Source organism: Nocardiopsis sp. B62, from assembly GCF_018070675.1.
GTDB lineage: Bacteria > Actinomycetota > Actinomycetes > Streptosporangiales > Streptosporangiaceae > Nocardiopsis > Nocardiopsis prasina.
Window position 1 is genome coordinate 29497 of record NZ_JAGPXK010000035.1, and the last position, 19127, is coordinate 48623.

General features: G+C 70.4%; 15 protein-coding genes. 10 read left to right on the forward strand and 5 right to left on the reverse strand.

The annotated features are described in order from the left end of the window. The first annotated feature begins 17 nt into the window (after positions 1-17). Positions 18-2207, forward strand: a complete 2190-nt coding sequence (locus tag KBX21_RS24210; RefSeq protein ID WP_210843888.1) for a S9 family peptidase — start codon at positions 18-20, stop codon at positions 2205-2207. A gap of 71 nt (positions 2208-2278) precedes the next feature. On the opposite strand, the gene KBX21_RS24215 is transcribed toward KBX21_RS24210, so the two are convergent. Further along, entirely contained in the window at positions 2279-4474 is a 2196-nt protein-coding gene (locus tag KBX21_RS24215) for a serine/threonine-protein kinase (RefSeq protein WP_210843890.1), read from the reverse strand. Positions 4475-4706: 232 nt separating this feature from the next. Beyond that, complete coding sequence (locus KBX21_RS24220) at positions 4707-6500, reverse strand: kinase (protein WP_210843892.1); 1794 nt, start codon at positions 6498-6500, stop codon at positions 4707-4709. A 170-nt stretch (positions 6501-6670) separates the two neighbouring features. On the opposite strand from KBX21_RS24220, the gene KBX21_RS24225 reads away from it, so the two are divergent. The 6 genes from KBX21_RS24225 (at position 6671) to KBX21_RS24250 (ending at position 10309) form a co-directional block, all read left to right on the forward strand. Next, on the forward strand, positions 6671-7048 hold the full coding sequence (locus tag KBX21_RS24225) for a DUF3054 domain-containing protein (protein WP_049579581.1): 378 nt from the start codon (positions 6671-6673) through the stop codon (positions 7046-7048). A gap of 50 nt (positions 7049-7098) precedes the next feature. Next, positions 7099-7497: a hypothetical protein gene (locus KBX21_RS24230; protein WP_049579580.1), complete on the forward strand. Its 399-nt coding sequence runs from the start codon at positions 7099-7101 to the stop codon at positions 7495-7497. Between the two features lie 62 nt (positions 7498-7559). Next, positions 7560-8267, forward strand: a complete 708-nt coding sequence (locus KBX21_RS24235) for an RNA methyltransferase (protein WP_210843894.1) — start codon at positions 7560-7562, stop codon at positions 8265-8267. Between the two features lie 52 nt (positions 8268-8319). Continuing rightward, on the forward strand, positions 8320-8955 hold the full coding sequence (locus tag KBX21_RS24240) for an N-acetyltransferase (protein WP_049579575.1): 636 nt from the start codon (positions 8320-8322) through the stop codon (positions 8953-8955). Between the two features lie 102 nt (positions 8956-9057). Continuing rightward, positions 9058-9699, forward strand: coding sequence for an N-acetyltransferase (locus KBX21_RS24245; protein ID WP_210843896.1), 642 nt, complete (start codon positions 9058-9060; stop codon positions 9697-9699). Positions 9700-9733: 34 nt separating this feature from the next. After that, a complete protein-coding gene (locus tag KBX21_RS24250) occupies positions 9734-10309 on the forward strand; it encodes an ATP-binding protein (RefSeq protein WP_210843898.1) in 576 nt (191 codons plus the stop codon). Between the two features lie 64 nt (positions 10310-10373). On the opposite strand, the gene KBX21_RS24255 is transcribed toward KBX21_RS24250, so the two are convergent. The 3 genes from KBX21_RS24255 to KBX21_RS24265 are packed head-to-tail and all read right to left on the reverse strand — an operon-like array spanning position 10374 to position 13714. Beyond that, the gene (locus tag KBX21_RS24255) at positions 10374-11120 is read right to left on the reverse strand and encodes a succinate dehydrogenase/fumarate reductase iron-sulfur subunit (RefSeq protein WP_017542195.1); all 747 of its coding nucleotides are present in this window, start codon (positions 11118-11120) and stop codon (positions 10374-10376) included. Continuing rightward, complete coding sequence (locus KBX21_RS24260) at positions 11117-13063, reverse strand: fumarate reductase/succinate dehydrogenase flavoprotein subunit (RefSeq protein ID WP_049579567.1); 1947 nt, start codon at positions 13061-13063, stop codon at positions 11117-11119. Before KBX21_RS24260 ends, KBX21_RS24255 begins: the two co-directional genes overlap by 4 nt. After that, the gene (locus KBX21_RS24265; RefSeq protein WP_082206759.1) at positions 13064-13714 is read right to left on the reverse strand and encodes a succinate dehydrogenase cytochrome b subunit; all 651 of its coding nucleotides are present in this window, start codon (positions 13712-13714) and stop codon (positions 13064-13066) included. 131 nt (positions 13715-13845) lie between these two features. Between KBX21_RS24265 and KBX21_RS24270 the strand changes: the two genes are divergently transcribed. From KBX21_RS24270 to KBX21_RS24280, 3 genes are all read left to right on the forward strand, one after another. After that, complete coding sequence (locus KBX21_RS24270) at positions 13846-14895, forward strand: LysR family transcriptional regulator (RefSeq protein ID WP_247666259.1); 1050 nt, start codon at positions 13846-13848, stop codon at positions 14893-14895. Between the two features lie 750 nt (positions 14896-15645). Continuing rightward, entirely contained in the window at positions 15646-17550 is a 1905-nt protein-coding gene (locus KBX21_RS24275; protein ID WP_210843899.1) for a glycosyltransferase, read from the forward strand. A gap of 411 nt (positions 17551-17961) precedes the next feature. Then, on the forward strand, positions 17962-19089 hold the full coding sequence (locus KBX21_RS24280; RefSeq protein ID WP_210843901.1) for a DNA alkylation repair protein: 1128 nt from the start codon (positions 17962-17964) through the stop codon (positions 19087-19089). The last annotated feature ends 38 nt before the right edge of the window (positions 19090-19127 follow it).

A 19127-nucleotide genomic window follows, 5' to 3' on the forward strand; every position in this document is an offset into this window, starting at 1 on the left:
TGGGACACAATCGGCGTATGAGTTTTCCTCGCCAACAGGCCAGAACCCAGCGCTTCACGATCGGGGTCCCGCGCGCGTTCCAGATCTCTCCGGACGGGGAACGCGTCACCTTCCTGCGCGGACGTGACGGTACCGACCGGGCGACCTGCCTGTGGTCGTACTCAGTGGAGACCGGGACCGTGTCGCTGCTCGCCGACCCCCGGGACCTCGGCGCCGACGACGAGAACCTCCCCCCGGAGGAGCGGGCCCGCCGCGAGCGGATGCGCGAGCACGGCGGCGGCATCGTGTCGTACACGGTGGACGACGCCTTCACCCGCGCGGTGTTCACGCTGTCCGGACGGGTGTTCTACGTCGACCTCGTCGGGGACGACGGCGCCCCGCGAGAGCTCCCGGTGGCCAGCCCGGCCGTCGACCCCCGGATCGCCCCCGCGGGTGACCGGGTGGCCTACGTGCACCAGGGCGCGGTCCGCGTGGTCGACATCGCCGACGACGGCGACCCGGACCGGGACCGCGTCCTCGTGGAGCCGGACGGCGAGCACGTCACCTGGGGTCTGGCCGACCTGGTCTCCGCCGAGGAGATGAGCCGGGTGCGCGGCTTCTGGTGGTCCCCGGACGGGCACTCGCTGGCGGTCAGCCGGGTGGACGAGTCCGAGGTGAACCGCTGGTTCGTCGGCGACCCGAACCAGCCCGGTCAGGAGCCGCAGCCGCTGCGGTACCCGGCGGCCGGAACCGCCAACCCGGACGTGCGGCTCGCGGTGCTCGCCGTGCCGTCCGCGACCGCGTACCGGCGCGACGGGCTCCCCGAGCCCACGCCGATCGAGTGGGACCGTGAGGCGCTGCCGTACCTGCCCACCGTGGGGTGGACCACCGGGCCGGACGGCAACCCCGTGCTGGTGTTCACCGCGCAGAGCCGCGACCAGCGCACCCTCACCCTGTTCAGCTCCGACCCCGCCACCGGTCTGGTCTCGGCCGTCCGTACCGAGAGCGACGACGTGTGGGTGGAGATCATGCCGGGGGTGCCCGCGTTCACCGCGTCGGGTGAGCTGGTGTGGATCGGCCGCGACGGCACCCGGGGCGAGCGCCGGGTGTACGTGGGCGAGGGCGCGGTCAGCGCCGAGGGCGTGTACGTGCGCGGCGTGGTGGACGTGGACGGCGACCGCGTGCTGTTCACCGGTTCCCCCGCCGGGCGTCCCGGCGACGTGTCGCTGTGGCTGGCCGACACCCGGCTGGGCACGTGCGCCCCGCTGGAACTGCCGGGAGGTTCCGACGACGGGCACGGCGGAGTGCGCTCCGGCAGGCTGCGGGGCGACACCCTCGTGGTGCAGCACCGTTCGATGGACTTCACCGGGGTGCGGACCCTGGTGGTACGCGACGCCAGCCGCGAGACCCGCCGCGCCCACGGTGAGATCGAGAGCCTCGCCGAGACCCCCGACCTGCCGGACGTGCGCGTGCACACCTGGTTGGCCGGGGAGCGCGGAATCCCCACCGCGCTGGTCCTGCCGTCCTGGTACCGCGAGGGCGAGGACCCGCTGCCGGTGCTGGTCGCCCCGTACGGCGGCCCGCACGCCCAGCGGGTGCTCAACGCGCGCGGCGCGTTCCTGGCCTCGCAGTGGTTCGCGGAGCAGGGCTTCGCCGTCCTCATCGCGGACGGTCGCGGCACCCCGGGGTTGGGGCTGGACTACGAGCAGGCGGTCCACCACGATCTCGCCGAGCCGGTCCTGGAGGACCAGGTGACGGCCCTGGCGGAGGCCGCTGAGCGGTTCGAGTGCCTGGACACGAGCCGGGTGGGCATCCACGGGTGGTCGTTCGGCGGATACCTGGCGGCGCTGGCCGTGCTGCGCCGCCCGGACGTGTTCCACGCGGCCGTGGCGGGCGCCCCGGTGATCGACTGGGCCCTGTACGACACGCACTACACCGAGCGCTATCTGGGAACCCCGCACGAGCAGGCGGAGGTGTACGAGAGGACGTCCCTGATGGCGGACGCGGCCAAGCTGGAGCGACCGCTGATGCTGATCCACGGGCTGATCGACGACAACGTGGTGTTCGCGCACACGCAGCGGATGTCCGAGGCGCTGCTGGCCGCGGGCCGACCCCACACGGTGCTGCCGCTCGCGGGCGTGACCCACAGCCCGGCGGACCCGGTGACGGCGGAGAACCTGCTGCTGTTGCAGGTGGACTTCCTGAAGCAGAACCTGAAGGGCGCGTAGGCCCTCGGGGCGTTCGTCGCGGGTCCCGGTGCCGAGGAGGGCGCCGGGACCCGCGTGCGCCGCGGTCGGGATCAGCCCGTGCCCGGAGCGATCTCCTGCTCTTCCGGGACCTCGATCTCCACCGCTTCGTTGAAGCGGTAGAAGCCCACCGTGTGCATGAACGTCAGCGTCTCGCCCGGGATCTCCGTGGGATCGTCCGTCCCCGCCTCCAGGTAGTAGGCGAGCGGGTACCCCTCATCGGAGACCCAGACCTGGAACTCGGTCTCCAGTGTCGTGGGGTCGGCGAAGTAGCGGAACTCGTGGACCATGGTGCCGGTGTAGAGGTGCGCCTCCCGACCGATCTCGAAGACTCCCTGACTCCGTTGCTCCAGAAGCTCGTCGTCCAGCAACTCGTCGGGGGCGTACTGGTCGTCCGTGGTGGACCGGCCGGTGTACTCGATCTCCACACCCTGTTCCCGTATCTGCTCGAACACGTCGAACAGGCTCTCCCATTCGGCCCGGGGGTCGACGCCGACCTGGTTGGACCTGGGCTCCTGGTAGTACCCGCGTTCGGTCGGATCGTCGAACGTGAGCCCAATGCTGTCCGCGAAGTACACGTACTCGTCGAGGCCCGAACCACTGGCGAGGATGCCGGTCCCGAGCTGTCCCAGGTGAGTGGCGTGCGTCATCCGGGCTTCGGGCTCCCGTGTGTACCTGTAGCGAACCGTCGTCTCGGCGCTCACGTCGTTGACGTTGGGAAAGTCGAACGTGGTGAAACTGTCGGCATCCATCGCCAACGCGACGGCGTCGGCCAGGACCGCAGCCCCGTCGGAGGGGTCCTCCTCGATGGCGGGGGTGCCGTCCTCCTCCTCGGTGTCCTCGGCGGACACCGTCTCCTCGGCCGGGGTGTCGTCCTGGAGGAGCCAGGCTCCGGTCACCACCGCGCCGCCGACAAGCGTCAGGGTTCCCAGAACGGCCACAACTCCCTTGACCCCGGACAGGGCGCCGATGATCCCGCCGCTGCCTGCGGCGCCACCGGCAGCGCCCGCCGCACCACCGGCCGTACCCATGGCTCCCGCGGAGGCCATCCCTCCGGCAGCACCCGCTCCGGCACCTGCGGTCCCGGCACCGCCAGCACCCGCCGCACCAGCGACACCGGTACCCGCACCAGCCCCTCCGGCCCCGGCCGCACCTCCGACACCCGAGCCCAGCGTCCCCGCGCCGACCACGCCCAGGCCCACCGCCGAGGCGGTTCCCAGCACGGCCGCCCAGCGGGCCGGGTCGTGACCGGCCGCGTCCACACCGCGCCAGTAGTTGGCCAGCATTCCGCGCAGCACCCTCTGCGTGCGAGCACGGTCCGGGCTCGACCCCCGGTCAGTCTCCTCCGCCGTGGCGGGCGGCAGCAGCCCGACCAGGAGGTCGACCGCGGTGGGCCGCTCGGGAGCGGCCACCGACAGGGCCCGCTCCACCAGGGGGATCAGGTCCTCGGGGACCCCCGCGATGTCGTGGGCTCCCTCCTTGACGCGGGCGGCCAGCTCCGCCGGGCTCCCGGTTCCGAAGGGGTTGCGGCCGGTGGCGGCCAGGGTCACCAGACCGCCCCACGCGAACACGTCCGCCGCGGGGTCGGCCACGGCTCCGGCGTAGCGTTCGGGCGCGGACCAGCCGGGCGTGCCGTAGGAGGCGGACGCGTCCTGTTCCGGGTCGGTGCCGATCTCCACCGCGATCCCGAAGTCCACGATCTTGGGCCCGTCCGGGGCCAGGATCACGTTGCCCGGCTTGATGTCGCGGTGCGCGATCCCCGCCGAGTGCAGGCTGGCCAGCCCCTCGGCCATTCCCAGGGCGAACGTGCGCAGCATGTCTCCGGTCAGGGGACCGAACTCGCGCACGTGACGGCGCAGGTCCCGGCCGGGAACGTAGTCGAAGGCCAGCCAAGGGACGGGCGCCGACGGATCGGCGCCATGGACGTGGGCGGTGCTGATCCCGTTGGCGCGACGCAGCATCTGGACCTCGCGGGCGAACGCCTCCCGGTGTCCTGGCCGGTCCGCGTACTTCGCGTGGACGGTCTTGAGCGCCACGCAGCGGCCGAGGTGGTCCATCCCCGCGTACACCACACCCATCCCCCCGGCCCCGATCCGGCCCACCAGTCGGCAGGGGCCGATCTGGCGGGGATCGGTCTCGGTCAGGGGATCGAGACCGGGTGGCGGATCAGTCTGGTGGTCCGGCCCCCCGGTGGGGGTGGGGTGAGGCTGAGGGTTGGGGCCCTCAGCGGGGGTGGGGGAAGTGCTCATCGTTTCCTTTCACGATGACGGGCCGTTCACGCGATGCGTTCGCCCCGTGTGATCCCGACGTCACCACGGAGGTTCTCTCCCGGTGTCGATGGACAGTGACGGGACGGGAACGGGGTGAAGGGGCAGCCGGAACGAGCCGACCCGGTTCTGGTGGTGCCGGTGTTCGGGGGAAGGCTCGCAGGGGACGGCCTCGGGGCAGCTGCGGGCGCGGTGGATCGGGCGAAGGAGTGGCCTAGGGGTGCTCGGGGAGGATCTCGGACTCCTCGGGGATGGTGATCTCCACCGGCTGGTCGAAGCGGAAGAAGTCCGTCTGGTGGGTGAGGGTCAGGGGCTCGCCCGAGTCGGTACCGAACTCCTCTCCCGGCAGGCCCACCAGCAGGAACCGGAGCGGATACCCCTCCTCGGAGATCCACAGGTCGAAGTCCGTCTCCACCGGTTCGCTGTGTGTCGTGCGTTGGAAGGTGTGGACGAACGTCCCGGTGTAGTGGTGTCCTCCGCGCTCGGCGGGATCCTCACCCGACAGTTCAACGGGGACGTACTCGTCGTCGACGGTGCCGAGTCCTTCGTAGACAACGGGGTCCTGCGCCGTGAGGACGCCCTCCAGTGAGTGGACCAGAGCCTCCCACTCCTCCCGGGGCTCGCCCCGCCGCTCCGCGTTCGGTCCCGGGTCAAGGTAGTACACACGCTCGATACTGTCGGTCGTCGCGCCCGGGACGTCGCTGAAGTGCACGAAGTCGTCCAGATCCGCTCCCAGGGCGAGCAGCCCGCCCCCGACGGGACCCAGGTAGTTGGCCCGGGTCATCGCCGGTCGGGGGTCCTCGGAGTAGAGGTAGTGGAACGGAGTGAAGTCCCCGCCGCTGTTGGCGTAGGCGTAGTCGAAGGTCGTGAAGCTGGACGCGCCCAGCGCGAGTTCCACTGCCTCGGCCACCACCGCTTCGACGTCCTCGGGGTCCACGGCGACGGTCGGTCCGCTCCGTTCCACCTCGTCGGTGCCCTCCGCAGTGCCGTCGGCAGCCGTGGGGCCTGGTCCCTCCGGCTCCTCGCCGGGACGAACCACGGCCCAGCCGCCGAGCAGGGCGATCACCAGCACGGCGGCGCTCCCGGCGAGCAGCGCGGGCCTGCCTGCGCGACCCGCTCTGCGGGGTTCGGGGACGGTCACCCCGGTCCACTCGGCGGCCAGGAGCGCGGACACCGCCGTCGCCGGGTCCTTCCCCGAGGTGAGTTCCCGGAGGACCTCCAGTGCGGTGGGGCGTTGTTCGGGCGTCTCCGTCAGGGCGCGTCGAACGAGGGGGGCAAGGTGCGACGGCACGGAACCGATCTCCGGTTCGTCCGTGGCCTCTCCGGAGGGCTCCCAACCGGTGGCCGCGAACCGGACCAGCGAGCCCCAGGCGTACACGTCGGCGTATCCGGTCACTTCCTCGGGATCCGCGGAGCGCTGCTCGGGGGCGGACCAGCGCGGCGAGGAGATCGGTCGGCCGGTGGCGCGCGCGATCCCGAGATCCACCACCCGGGGACCCTCCGGGGACAGGATCACCCTGCTCGGGTCCAGGGCCAGGTGGAGCGCCCCGACCGCGTGGCCCGCCGCAAGGGCCTCCGCGAGTCCGGCGGCGAGGGCGGTGAGCATGCCACCGGTCAGCGGACCGTGCGCGGCCACGTGCGCGGCGAGGGTGTGCCCGGGGGCGTACGAGGAGGCCAGCCACGGTTCGGTGGCCCGGCCGTCCGCGCTCCGGTGGGTGGCCGCGCAGAGGGAGCGCACTCGGGCCAGTCGGTCGAACTCCGCCTCCAGCCGGGTGCGTGCCTCTGGGGAGTCGGCCAGAGGGGAGGGAAACACGCGGATCACGGAGGCTGAACCAGTGTCATCCACGCCGAGCAGGGCCGTGCCCGCCGCGTTCCGGGAGATCCGACCGATCACACGGTGGTTCCCGACCACGGCGGGGTCACCCTTGGCTGGTCGGGTGACCCCGGGCGGCAGGCGGTGGCGGTCGAGGGGCGCAGTGGCGGCGGTGGGACCAGGCGGTGGGTTCATGGGGGGATGTTCTTCCGGTCGGAGGAGGGAACCAGGAGGACGGGACCAGTATGGGTCTCCGGGGGTCTGATGCGGTCGGTGCGGGGGTGGTTCGTTTGGTCACCCTCGGTTTCCGGCGGGCGCGGGAACCCCGGCGGAGGGGGTTCCCGAAGCGGGTCTAGCCTGGGGGTATGCGCTCGTACACCCCGCTGCTGGCCCTGCTGGCCGACCTGCTCTGCGTGCTCGTGTTCGTCGTGGTGGGCAAGACCGACCACGCGACCGGCCTGGGTCCGGCCGAAGTCGCCGCGACCGCGTGGCCGTTCCTGGCCGCCCTGGCCCTCGGGTGGGTCGTCACCCTGGCATGGCGCTCTCCTGGCCGGATCTGGCCGACCGGCGTCCTGGTGTGGGCGGTGACCGTCGTGGGCGCCATGCCGTTGCGCCTGCTCAGCGGCGAGGGGGCTCCCCTGTCCTTCGTGCTGGTGACCTCGCTGTTCCTTGCCGCGACCATGCTCGGTTGGCGCGCCGTGGCCCTGCTGGTGTCCCGGAGGAAGCGACAGACGGCGGCCTGAGGGGGAAGACTGGGGGCGTACGCGCGCCTCCGCACCCTCCAGGAGCCCCCATGACCGATCCCGTCACCGCCACCATCGTCGCCGCCCTCGCCACCGCCTCGGCCACCAAGCTCGGTGAAGGTCTCGGGGAGAGCGTGGTCACGACCTTCAGGTCCCTCTACAGGGCCGTCACCAAGCGGTTCCGCTCCGAGCCGGAGGCTCAGGAGGCTCTGGACGACCTCAGGTTGGAGCAGGACGACTCCAAGGCCGTGGAGGCCGTCTCCGTGCACCTGGAGCGGGCCGCACGCGAGGACCAGGAGATCGGGCGGCTCCTGGCGAAGCTCCGCGCGGACGTCGGCCAGATCGCCCAGGAGGGCGAGGGCTCTGTCGTCAACCAGATCCACGGTGACGTGAGCGGGTCGGCAAGGGTGATCCAGGGCCGCGACTTCCACGGCGGCATCCACCTGTAGGAGCCCGTGAGCGCCCACGTGACCGGCTCGGGTGGCCGTGGGCGGTTCGTAAGCTGGAGGCGATGAACGAGCACCCCGCCACCGAGGCCACCACCGTGATCCCCGTCGAGCACTCCTCCGGGGAGGACGAGGCACGGGAGGTGGGCGTGGGCCCGTGGGAGGGCCCCTGGCCCGAGGGCGACCACTACGACCCGGAACTGCTGGCCAACGGCGACCGGCGCAACGTGGTGGACCAGTACCGCTACTGGCGGCGCGAGGCGATCGTGGCCGACCTCGACACGGTGCGGCACGAGTTCCACGTGGCGGTGGAGAACTGGTCGCACGACTTCAACATCGGTTCGGTGGTGCGCACCGCCAACGCCTTCGGCTGCGCTGCCGTGCACATCGTCGGCAAGCGGCGCTGGAACCGCCGAGGGGCGATGGTGACCGACCGGTACCAGCACGTGCACCACCACCCGGACACGGAATCGCTGGTGGCCTGGGCGGCCGAGCACGACCTCGTGCTGGTCGGGGTGGACAACCTGCCCGGCGCGGTCCCCCTGGAGACCCACCCGCTGCCACGCAACGCGGTGCTGGTGTTCGGGCAGGAGGGTCCGGGGCTGTCCGAGGAGGTCCGCGAGGTGTGCGCGGCGGTGCTCTCGATCGCCCAGTTCGGGTCGACCCGGTCCATCAACGCCGGCGCGGCCGCCGCCGTGGCCATGCACGCCTGGGTGCGGGCGCACGTGTTCGACCAGCGGGTGACCGACCGTGCGACCACCCCACGTCCGTGATTTTCTCGTGATCTAGCATGAGCGGATCGCCCCCTACCAGGAAGTAGCCAGGATGAGTCCGATCGTCACCTCCACCGCCCGACCCGCCACCATCGACGACGTGCCCGGGGTGGCCCGGGTGCTCAGCCGCTCGCTGCACGACGATCCCCTCTTCCGCTGGCTGTTCCCCGACGACGAGCAGCGGATGGCCAAGGTCCGTCGGTTCTTCGCCCTGACCACCGGGTTCGGCTACGTCCCGGCGGGCGACACCCGGGTCACCGAGCTCACCGAGGAGCCGGAGGCCGCGCCGGTCACCCGCGCCGCCGCGCTGTGGGCCCTTCCCACCAGCAACCCCGAGGGCCCCATGGTGTCCGTGCGCACCTGGCCGCACTGGGGTCCGCTCATCGGCCGTGCCCGGCTCGCCGCCTTCGTCAGGATCTTCGCCGAGTGGAAGATGTCCGCTCCCCAGGAGCCCCACCTGTACCTGGCCGCGCTGGGCGTCGACCCGAGTTCGGCGGGCACGGGGCTGGCCGGCGGACTGCTCACGGCCGGGCTGGACCAGGCCGACTCCCAGGGGCTGCCGGTCTTCACCCAGACCCTCAACGACAAGAGCGTCGCCTTCTACGAGCACTTCGGCTTCCGGTGCGTGCACGAGGTCCCGCACGAGGGGGTCGGCACCAGTTACTTCCTGCTCCGACCCGCTTCCTGACTACGGGGACGTCTGTGGGCCCTTCCCGGAAAACGGCCCACCCGTGATGTTTCCGTGATCTAGCATGGGCGGTGACGACCCCGGAAGAGGGAGACTGCGCAGATGACCTCGATGGCCGCCACGGTCGAGTCGGTCCGCACCGCCACCATGAACGACGTCCCCGGGGTGGCCCGGGTCCTGAGCCGGGCCTTCCACAACGACCCCTTCTTCCGCTGGGTCTTCCCGGACGACAACCGCCGGATGGCCCAGAGCGCCCGTGCCTTCGCGCTGATCGCCGGGTTCGGAAGCATCCCGGACGGCCACACCACGGTGTACGAGGTCAAGGAGGACCGGGCGCGTCCCCCGGTGGTGCGCGGGGCCGCCCTGTGGACCCCGCCGGAGGCGTCCGGTGAACGGCTGCCCGTGGTGCTGCGCTCCCTGCCGCACTGGCTCGAGCTGGTCGGTCTGGCCCGCCTGCCGGAGATCGTCCGGTACCTGGGCGAACTCCGGGCCTCGGCGCCCGAAGAGGCGCACTGGTACCTGTCGGTGCTCGGCACCGCCCCCGTGGCGCGCGGGACCGGTGTGGGTTCACGACTGCTGCGCGCGGGCCTGGCCCAGGCTGACGCCGACGGGGTTCCGGTCTACCTGGAGACCATGAACTCGGCCAACATCGGCTACTACGAGAAGTACGACTTCCGGGTGATCCGCGCGATCAACGACCCGTCGTTCCCCTCCACCTACTGCATGCTGCGCCCGGCCGTCTGAACGTCTGTGGGTACCCGTCGGAAAGGTGGGAGGCATGCTCATCGTGATGGCCGGGCTGCCCGGCTCCGGCAAGAGCACCGTGGCCGAGGGGCTCGGTCGGCGCCTGGCCGCGCCGGTTCTTTCGGTCGATCCCGTCGAATCCGCGCTTTGGCGTGCGGGGATCAGTCGTGAGGAACCCACCGGACTGGCCGCCTTCGTGGTCGTGGAGGCGATGGCCGCCGATGTCCTGGCACTGGGCCAGACCGTGGTCGTGGACGCCGTGAACGACGTTGAACAGGCCCGTGAACAGTGGCGCGGGCTGGCCGAGCGCAGGGGTGTGCCCCTGGCCTGGATCGAGGTGGTCTGCTCCGACCCCGACCTGCACCGGCGCAGGCTGGAGGGCAGGCAACGCGACCTTCCCGGTTTCCCCGAACCCGTCTGGGACTCGCTCCCCGCGCGTCGGGCTGGTCTGGGTCCGTGGACGGACGAACGGCTGGTACTGGACTCGGCCGAGGCCCTGGAAACCAACGTGGAGAGGGCCCTGGAGCACCTGCGCACCCTTCGGGTGCGCGGAATCGCGCAGCGGATCGTCGAGGAAGAAGCCGAACCGCTCCGGCGCCTGAGCGAATAGGCGGGTGAACGCGGAACGGGCCGCACCCCGAAAGGTGCGGCCCGTTCCGGGCTGACGCTCGGTCCTAGCCGACGCCCTTGCTGAGCGAACCCAGCAGATCGCGGTTGAGCTGCGAGATGGTGTCCAGCGGGATGCCCTTGGGGCAGACCGCCGCGCACTCACCGATGTTGGTGCAGCCGCCGAAGTCCTCGTGGTCGTGCTGGTTGATCATCTTCACCACGCGCGAGGCCCGCTCCGGCTGCCCCTGCGGGAGCATGCCGAGGTGGGTGACCTTCGCGGCGGTGAACAGCATGCCGGAGGCGTTCGGGCAGGCCGCCACGCAGGCGCCGCAACCGATGCAGGTCGCGGCGTCGAACGCGCGGTCGGCGTCCGGCTTCGGGATCGGGTTGGCGTGGGCGTCCGGCGCGGTACCCGTGGGGGCGCTGATGAAGCCGCCCGCCTGGATGATGCGGTCGAACGACCCGCGGTCCACGACCAGGTCCTTCACGACCGGGAAGGCCTTGGCCCGCCACGGCTCCACCGTGATGGTGTCGCCGTCGTTGAAGCTGCGCATGTGCAGCTGGCAGGTGGTGGTGACCTCCGGGCCGTGGGCCTCGCCGTCGATCACGACGCCACAGGCACCACAGATGCCCTCACGGCAGTCGTGGTCGAAGGCGACCGGGTCCTCGTTCTCGAGAGTGAGCTTCTCGTTGAGAACGTCGAGCATCTCCAGGAAGGACATGTCCGGCGAGACGTCCGTGAGCTTGTACGTGACCATCCGGCCTTCGTCGTCACGGCCCTTCTGGCGCCAAACGCGCAGGGTGATGTTCACTTGTAGCTCCGCTGCTTCATCTCGACGTACTCGTACTCCAGGGCTTCCTTGTGGAGCACGGGCTTGCTGTCAACGCCACCGAACTCCCACGCGGCGACGTAGGCGAACTCGTCGTCGTGTCGCAGGGCCTCGCCGTCCTCGGTCTGGCTCTCGGCGCGGAAGTGGCCGCCGCACGACTCACGGCGGTGCAGGGCGTCGATGCACATGAGCTCGCCCAGCTCCAGGAAGTCGGCCACGCGGTTGGCCTTCTCCAGAGCCTGGTTGAGCTCCTCGTTCGTGCCCAGCACCTTGACGTCGCGCCAGAACTCGGCGCGCAGCTCACGGATGAGCTCGATCGCCTTGCGCAGGCCCTCCTCGTTGCGCTCCATGCCGCAGTAGTCCCACATGATGTGGCCGAGCTCCTTGTGGAAGGAGTCGACGGTGCGGGAACCGTTGATGGAGAGCAGCTTGTCGATGCGGGAGGTGACCTCCTCCTTCGCCTTGACGGCGTCGGGGTGGCTCTCGTCCAGCTTCTCGAACGGGCCCGCGGCCAGGTAGTCGTTGATGGTGTTCGGCAGGACGAAGTAGCCGTCCGCCAGACCCTGCATCAGCGCGCTGGCGCCCAGGCGGTTGGCGCCGTGGTCGGAGAAGTTGGCCTCACCGGTCACGAACAGGCCCGGGATGCTGCTCTGGAGGTCGTAGTCGACCCACAGACCACCCATGGTGTAGTGCACCGCGGGGTAGATGCGCATCGGAACCTCGTACGGGTTCTCGCCGGTGATGCGCTGGTACATGTCGAACAGGTTGCCGTACTTGGCCTCGACGGCGTCCCTGCCCAGGCGCGCGATCGCGTCGGCGAAGTCCAGGTAGACGCCCAGACCGCCGGGACCGACACCGCGGCCCTCGTCGCAGACGTTCTTGGCGGCGCGGGACGCGATGTCACGCGGCACCAGGTTGCCGAACGCCGGGTAGATGCGCTCCAGGTAGTAGTCGCGCTCGTCCTCGGGGATCTGGCGCGGGTCCCGGGCGTCGCCGCCCTCCTTGGGAACCCAGATCCGGCCGTCGTTACGCAGCGACTCGCTCATCAGGGTCAGCTTGGACTGGTAGTCGCCGCTGACCGGGATGCAGGTCGGGTGGATCTGCGTGTAGCAGGGGTTCGCGAAGTGCGCGCCCTTGCGGTGGGCACGCCACGCGGCGGTGACGTTGGAGCCCATGGCGTTGGTCGACAGGAAGAACACGTTGCCGTAGCCGCCGGTGGCCAGGACCACGGCGTCGGCGAAGTGCGTCTCGATCTCGCCGGTGACCATGTCGCGGGCGATGATGCCGCGCGCCTTGCCGTCGGCGACGATGACCTCGAGCATCTCGTGGCGGGTGTTCATCTGAACGGTGCCCGCCGCGATCTGCCGCTCCTGCGCCTGGTAGGCGCCGATCAGCAGCTGCTGTCCCGTCTGGCCGCGCGCGTAGAACGTGCGGGACACCTGCACGCCACCGAAGGAACGGTTGTCGAGCAGACCGCCGTACTCACGGGCGAACGGCACGCCCTGGGCCACGCACTGGTCGATGATCTCGACACTGGTCTGGGCCAGGCGGTAGACGTTCGACTCACGGGAGCGGAAGTCACCGCCCTTGACCGTGTCGTAGAACAGGCGGTGGATGCTGTCGCCGTCGTTGCGGTAGTTCTTCGCGGCGTTGATGCCACCCTGCGCGGCGATGGAGTGCGCGCGGCGGGGGCTGTCCTGGTAACAGAACGAGATGACGTTGTAGCCAGCCTCGCCCATCGTGGCCGCGGCGGCCGCACCGGCCAGACCAGTGCCGACGATGATGACGGAGAGCTTGCGCCGGTTCGCGGGGTTGACCAGCTTGGCCGAGAAACGGCGCTGGTCCCAGCGCTCGTTGATCGGACCCTCGGGCGCCTTCTCGTCGCGGATCGGGGCGCCCTCGATGTAGAGGTCGTTCTCAGGCATTTACTTCACCAGTCCAAAGGTGACCGCCAGGGGCGGAAGCAGGAAGCCGACCGTCACGACCAGCGCGATCGCCACGGCGACGGCGTTGATCTTGCTCTGGCGGCTGGCCTTGTTGACGCCGAGGGTGGCCATGCCACTCCAGATGCCGTGCCGCAGGTGGAATCCCACGGCGATGACGGCCAGGACGTAGAACAGGGTCACGAACCAGAACTCGGGCTGGAACCCGTTCACCAGTCGTTCGAAGGGACTGTCGGACTTGCCGCCGGGTGCGACGACGTTGACCGTGAGGTGGAGGATGTGGAAGATCACGAAGAGCGCGATCAGCACACCGCCCCAGCGCATGGTGTAGGAGGAGTAGGTCCGCTGGACCCGCTTCTGCACCACGTAGCGCTGCTCACGGGCGTTGCGCGCGCGGATCGTCAGAACCGCGGCGGAGTAGATGTGGATCAGGATGCTCGCGAGGAGCACGATCCGGAAGATCCAGAGGAAACCGCTCTCGGGAAGGAGCGGGTACCCGATCTCACGTAGTGAGTGCGCGTAGCCGTCGAAGGCCTCCTGGCCCGCGAAGACCTTCAGGTTGCCGTACATGTGCGCGATCAAATACAGCACAAGGATCGCACCGGAGGCCGCCATTGCTGACTTGAGCGCCACCGTGGACCCGTAGGCCGTAGACCGCTTCTTGGTCAAGGTACTGTTCGCCACAGCCTGCCACTCTAAATTCGAGTTAAGTCTGACGTCCAAGTCATCGGGACCCTGGTGTCGATAGCCGTAGGCTATGGACCATGCAGTTCCAACAGCTGGCCTACTTCGTCGCTGTCGCCCGCACCCGCCATTTCACCCGCGCAGCAGAGCTTTCTCGCGTCGCCCAGCCGAGTTTGAGCAAACAGATCCGGAGCCTTGAGCGCGAGTTGGGTGCGCCGTTATTCAGTCGTGCTCGGGGAAACATCACACTCACACCCGCTGGTGAGGCGCTCCTTCCGCTGGCCCAGCGCATCCTCACCGACCTGGAGACGGCCCGCCGGGAGGTGGCGGAGCTGGCTGGAGTGCGGCGGGGACGCGTGCGGCTGGGGGCGACCCCGTCGTTGTGCGCGGGGCTGCTGGCCGACGTGCTCTCGGACTTCCACACGCGCTTCCCCGGGATCGAACTCCACGTGGAGGAGAGCGGTTCCCGCGACCTCATCCGGGATCTGGGGAGGGGGGAACTGGACCTGGCCCTGATCATCCTGCCACTGCACAGCAGCGACCCGGACTTCTCGACCACCCCGATCCTGAGGGAGAACCTGGTGGTGGCCAGCCCGACCTCGCGCCCCTCCCCCAACGGGCGGGCGTCGATCCGCATCACGGAGCTGGAGCACCGGCCGCTGGTGATGTTCCGGCGTGGTTACGACGTCCGCGAGGCCACGTTGCGTGCGTGCCGTGCGTCCGGCTTCGAGCCGGACCTCGCTGTGGAGGGCGGTGAGATGGACGCCGTGCTGCGGTTCGTGGAGGCGGGGCTGGGCCTGGCGGTGGTGCCGAGCATGGTGCTGCGTAACCGCCCGGGGTTGAGGGGGACACCGCTGGCCCGGCCGAGGCTGCTGCGCACGGTGGCGTTGGCCAGGCGCAAGGACGTGGAGCCCTCCCACTCGGCGGAGGCCTTCCGCCGCCACCTCAACGAGTACCTGTTGGCGATGTCGCCGGAGGACCTGGGGCCGGACCTGGAGGTGTTGATCTCCGCCGCCGACGCGGGCGATCCCGAGCAGGAACGCCGGTGGGAGGGTCGGGAACAGGACCGTGGGTGGGAGGGGCCGGGACACGAGCGCCAACCGGAGGACCGGACGCAGGACCACCGGTGAGACGGGCCAGGACACGAGCGCCAACCGGAGGACCGGGCGCAGGACCACCGGTGGGACGGGCCGGAGAGTGGCGGGGAAGGGCATGGGGGTGGAGGTCGAGATGGGGGTGGTGGACCCGGGGGTGGAAGTGGGTGAAGGTGACCTGGGTCTGTCGGGCGGCCGGAGTCGGCTGACGGAGGAAGGTCCCCTTCGGACTGAGCCCCTCCAACTGCACGTTCCAGGCCCCCGCCAGGTCGTCTGAGCAGCTGAGCGGCTGAGCGGCTGACGGAGGAGGCTCCCCTGCGGACTGGACCACTCCACCCACCCGCTTCGATCCCCCGCCAGGGCTGAGCCCCCACCGGTTGAGACTCGGCCGGGAGGAACTCCCACCAGGTGAGTTGGCGGCTCGATGGTCGGTGGTCGGGGGTGGCTCCTTTGACCGGTGGGTCGGTGGGTCGGAGGTGACTCCGTGGGTCAGTGGGTCGGTGGGGCAGGTGGGCCGGTGGTGAGTCCTGTGGCCGGTGGTTGGTAGTGGAGCCCGGAGGCCGGTGGGCCGGTGAGCCGGTGGGGCCGGTGGGTCGGTGATCAGCGGCCCAGGCAGATCCGGTATCGGCCGCTTCGCGCTGCTCTGTCACCGACGCTCCCCCGAACTGGGGTTCCTTCGCCACGACGCACCTCTGGGTGACCCTTGGTGGCACCCGCCGCCACCGGTCGTCCCCCACCGGATCCGCGCGGGAGGAAGTTATCCCCTATGCGGAACGTGGTCGCGTCATGAGTCTCAGTTCGATTTCCCGCACGCAGGTCGTGTCGGTCGCCGTCGTGGCGGTCACCGCGGCCGTCGCCTTCAGCCCACCCAGGCTGGCCCTGGCCCTGGTCTTCGCGGGGCTCGCCGTCCTCGCGCTGGGCGTGGTCTTCGCCGTGGACCGAGAACGCAGAACCCTCGCCGAGAAGATGGAGGAGGTGCGCGTGCAGCTCGACGAGATGGCACGCGACCGCCACGACGACGTCAGCCTGGCCCGAGACCGGGACGTGCGGGTGCGCCAGACCATCCAGGAGGCCGCCGACGCCTGTGCGGACCGGACCGTGGAGGGCTGGGCCCGGTACGAGCGACAGCAGGCCAGGCTGGCCGCGACCCGCGACCAGGCGTTGGGGTCGGTCGGGAGTCCGGACGGACGCTCGGGTGAGGATTCGATCGGACGTTCGGGTGCGCACCCGGCCGGACACTCGGGTGAGGGAACGGAACCGGACGCGGCGCGAACGACTCCGGCCGAGCGGAACCTGGCCACCGCGCAGGACCTGCTCTGGAACGGCTACAGCTCCCTGGGGCTGGCGCGGCTGCGCGGCCTGGGTGCGGACTCCGAGGCCAGCCCGGCCGTACGCGCCGAGGCCCACAAGACGCTGTCCAACTGGCATCGCGCGACGGGCCAACCCGAGAGCGCCCGCGACCACGCTCACCTGGCCGATCTCTCCGCCCCGCGTGCGGCCCGGGGATCGTCCGGCGTTCCCTCGCTGCTGACGGCGCGCATCCGGGCGCCGCGTGCGGCCCGGCACTTCGACGTGGTGCTGATGTCGGACTTCCGTCTGCCCGGCGGCAGCACCGGCAGCAATCTCCAGGAGATCACCGCGCAGCGTGACGCGGGGCTGACCACCGGCCTGATCCACCACCCGGTGCTGCGCGCCGACCAGTCCCGTGGCGTCAACCCCAAGATCCTGGCCGCCGTCGACAACGACCGGGTCCGCTTCGTCGCCCCGGACGAACGCGTCACCTGCGACCTGTTGGTGGTCCGTTTCCCGCTGATCGGGCAGCGACCGATGGACGTCCTGCCGACGGTGGAGGCGGCGCGACGGATCGTGGTCCTCAACCAGACCCCGAACCGCCGGTACGGGATGGAGGAGTCCGGGCGGGAGGGTGAGGCCCCGAACGAGGCGTGGAACGTCGCGCGCTGCGTGAAGGGGTTCACGAGCATGCTCGGCGAGCACAGCTGGCACCCGATCAGCCCGCGAGTGCGCGAAGCGATGGTGCTGCACCACTCCTCGGAGATGGCGGGGGTTCCGCTGGCGGACGAGGACTGGACCAACGTCATCGACGTCGACGCGTGGCGGCGGGGAGGGCGCCGGAACCCGGACGGTCGGGTGCTGCTCGGCCGCCATTCACGGGACGACCGGGACAAGTGGCCGGAGGACCCGGCGGCACTGGCCGCCGCCTACCCGGCGCTGCCCGGCTGGGAGACGCACGTGCTGGGCGGCACGAGGTTCGCCGAACACACGTTGGGCGAACTGCCCCCGCACTGGACCACGCACCCGTTCGACTCCGTGAGCGCCCGCGAGTTCCTGAACGAACTGGACGCGTACGTGTACTTCACGGGTCAGGGGCACCTGGAGCCGTTCGGTCGGGCGCCGTTGGAGGCGATCGCGGTCGGTCTGCCGACGCTGCTCCCGCCCTCCTTCGCCCCGGTGTTCGGGGACGCCGCTCTCTACACGGAGCCGGAGGGGGTCCGGGCGGAGATCGAGGCGCTGATGGGCGACGAGGAACGGTACGCCCGGCAGGTGCGGATCGGTCACGAGGTGCTGCGTGAGCGGTTCAGCCACCAGGCGCACCTGCGCAGGCTGTTCGAGCTGGGGGTGCGGGTTCCGGCGGAGGTCCTGGAGGCTCCGAGCCCGCTGCTGGTCCCCTGATCAGTCGACCCTGTCTCGGGGGTGGGTGGGTGACCGGGGGGTCTGGGGGTGGGTCGGTGACCAGGGACTCCGGGGTGGGTCGGTGACCGGGGGCTCTCGAGGTGGGTCGGTGACCGGGGGCTCTCGAGGTGGGTCGGTGACCGGGGGCTCTCGGGGAGGGTCGGTGACCGGGGGCTCTCGGGGAGGGTCGGTGACCGGGGGCTCTCGGGGAGGGTCGGTGACCGGGGGCTCTCGGGGAGGGTCATGCCGACGGACGACCACGACTGTCGTGCGTGTTTGGACCGGAATGGCGAATTCTCGACTTCGGTCGCACCACGGTATAGCTTGACCGTTCCGACACCGGTTTCGCCTCTCCCCGAGCTCCGGTTGGACGGGCGACGACCGGATCGGGGTGCGGGCGAGGGACGTGCCATGGCCGGGGAGTACAGCCTCAAGAACCATTTCGACGGTGCGAGCGCGCGGGCCCTGGGCGAGTCGATTCGCAAGGTGCACCCGGGCTTCGACGTCGACGGGTACGCGGTGGAGGTCGCGGGGCTCGTCAGGCCACTGGAGCTCAAGGAACGGGTCCTGGTGATGGCGAAGGGCCTGCGCGACCGTCTGCCCGAGGACTACCCGAGTGCCCTCGGCGTGCTGGTCTCCTCTCTGGAGGCCGAGGCCCTGGGTGAGGGCGAGGGCATGTTCAACGAGGGCTTCTATCTGATGGCGGTGGCCCGGTTCGTGGAGGAGTACGGGCTGGAACACCCGGACGTCTCCCTGCCCGCTCTGATCGAGATCACCAAGCGCCACACGGGTGAGTTCGCCGTGCGGCCGTTCGTGCTGCGGCACTACGAGGCGACCATGGAGTTGATGCGCGGCTGCGCGCTCGACCCCGACCCCAACGTGCGCCGGTTCGCCAGTGAGGGGATTCGTCCCCGGTTGCCGTGGGCTCGCAGACTGACGAGGTTCGTCGAGGACCCGGGGCCGGTGCTGGAGGTCCTGGAGGCGCTGAGGTCGGACCCGTCGAAGTTCGTGCGCACCTCCGTCGCCAACAACCTGAACGACATGTCGAGGGAACACCCGGAGCTGGTCCTGGACGTGGCCGAGCGATGGACCCGGGAGAGCCCGACCCCTGAGACGGCGTGGATCGTCCGGCACGCGCTGCGCACCCTGGTGAAGAAGGGTGACCAGAGGGCTCTGGCCCTGCTCGGCGCCACTGGCGGTGAGCTGGTGGAGGTGGAGGGGTTGAGCCTGAGCCCGGAGGTGCTCGAACTGGGTGGGGCACTGCTCGTGCGGGTGGATCTCGTGAACAGGGACGACCGGCCCCACACGGTGATCGTGGACTACGTGGTGCACCACGTTCGGGCCAACGGAGGGCGCAGTCCCAAGGTGTTCAAGTGGACGACCCTGGAGCTGGGCGCCGGGGAGCGGCGTCGCCTGGAGAAGAAGCATCCCGTGCGCCCGATCACAACGAGAACCTACTACCCGGGGAAACACCTGGTGGAGGTTCAGGTGAACGGGTTGGTGAAGGCGGAGGTCGGGTTCGAGCTGAGGGGTGTGTGAGGGGTTGGGGGTTGGGGGTTGAGGGTTGAGGGGTGTGG

What these genes read in the sequence shown, in the direction of transcription:
- KBX21_RS24270 (WP_247666259.1), top strand. Translation starts at nt 13,846, where the DNA reads ATGCAGTTCCAACAGCTGGCCTACTTCGTCGCTGTCGCCCGCACCCGC.
- KBX21_RS24230 (WP_049579580.1), top strand. Translation starts at nt 7,099, where the DNA reads ATGACCGATCCCGTCACCGCCACCATCGTCGCCGCCCTCGCCACCGCC.
- KBX21_RS24280 (WP_210843901.1), top strand. Translation starts at nt 17,962, where the DNA reads ATGGCCGGGGAGTACAGCCTCAAGAACCATTTCGACGGTGCGAGCGCG.
- KBX21_RS24225 (WP_049579581.1), top strand. Translation starts at nt 6,671, where the DNA reads ATGCGCTCGTACACCCCGCTGCTGGCCCTGCTGGCCGACCTGCTCTGC.
- KBX21_RS24210 (WP_210843888.1), top strand. Translation starts at nt 18, where the DNA reads ATGAGTTTTCCTCGCCAACAGGCCAGAACCCAGCGCTTCACGATCGGG.
- KBX21_RS24275 (WP_210843899.1), top strand. Translation starts at nt 15,646, where the DNA reads ATGAGTCTCAGTTCGATTTCCCGCACGCAGGTCGTGTCGGTCGCCGTC.
- KBX21_RS24220 (WP_210843892.1), bottom strand. Translation starts at nt 6,500, where the DNA reads ATGAACCCACCGCCTGGTCCCACCGCCGCCACTGCGCCCCTCGACCGC.
- KBX21_RS24235 (WP_210843894.1), top strand. Translation starts at nt 7,560, where the DNA reads ATGAACGAGCACCCCGCCACCGAGGCCACCACCGTGATCCCCGTCGAG.
- KBX21_RS24250 (WP_210843898.1), top strand. Translation starts at nt 9,734, where the DNA reads ATGCTCATCGTGATGGCCGGGCTGCCCGGCTCCGGCAAGAGCACCGTG.
- KBX21_RS24215 (WP_210843890.1), bottom strand. Translation starts at nt 4,474, where the DNA reads ATGAGCACTTCCCCCACCCCCGCTGAGGGCCCCAACCCTCAGCCTCAC.
- KBX21_RS24240 (WP_049579575.1), top strand. Translation starts at nt 8,320, where the DNA reads ATGAGTCCGATCGTCACCTCCACCGCCCGACCCGCCACCATCGACGAC.
- KBX21_RS24245 (WP_210843896.1), top strand. Translation starts at nt 9,058, where the DNA reads ATGACCTCGATGGCCGCCACGGTCGAGTCGGTCCGCACCGCCACCATG.
- KBX21_RS24260 (WP_049579567.1), bottom strand. Translation starts at nt 13,063, where the DNA reads ATGCCTGAGAACGACCTCTACATCGAGGGCGCCCCGATCCGCGACGAG.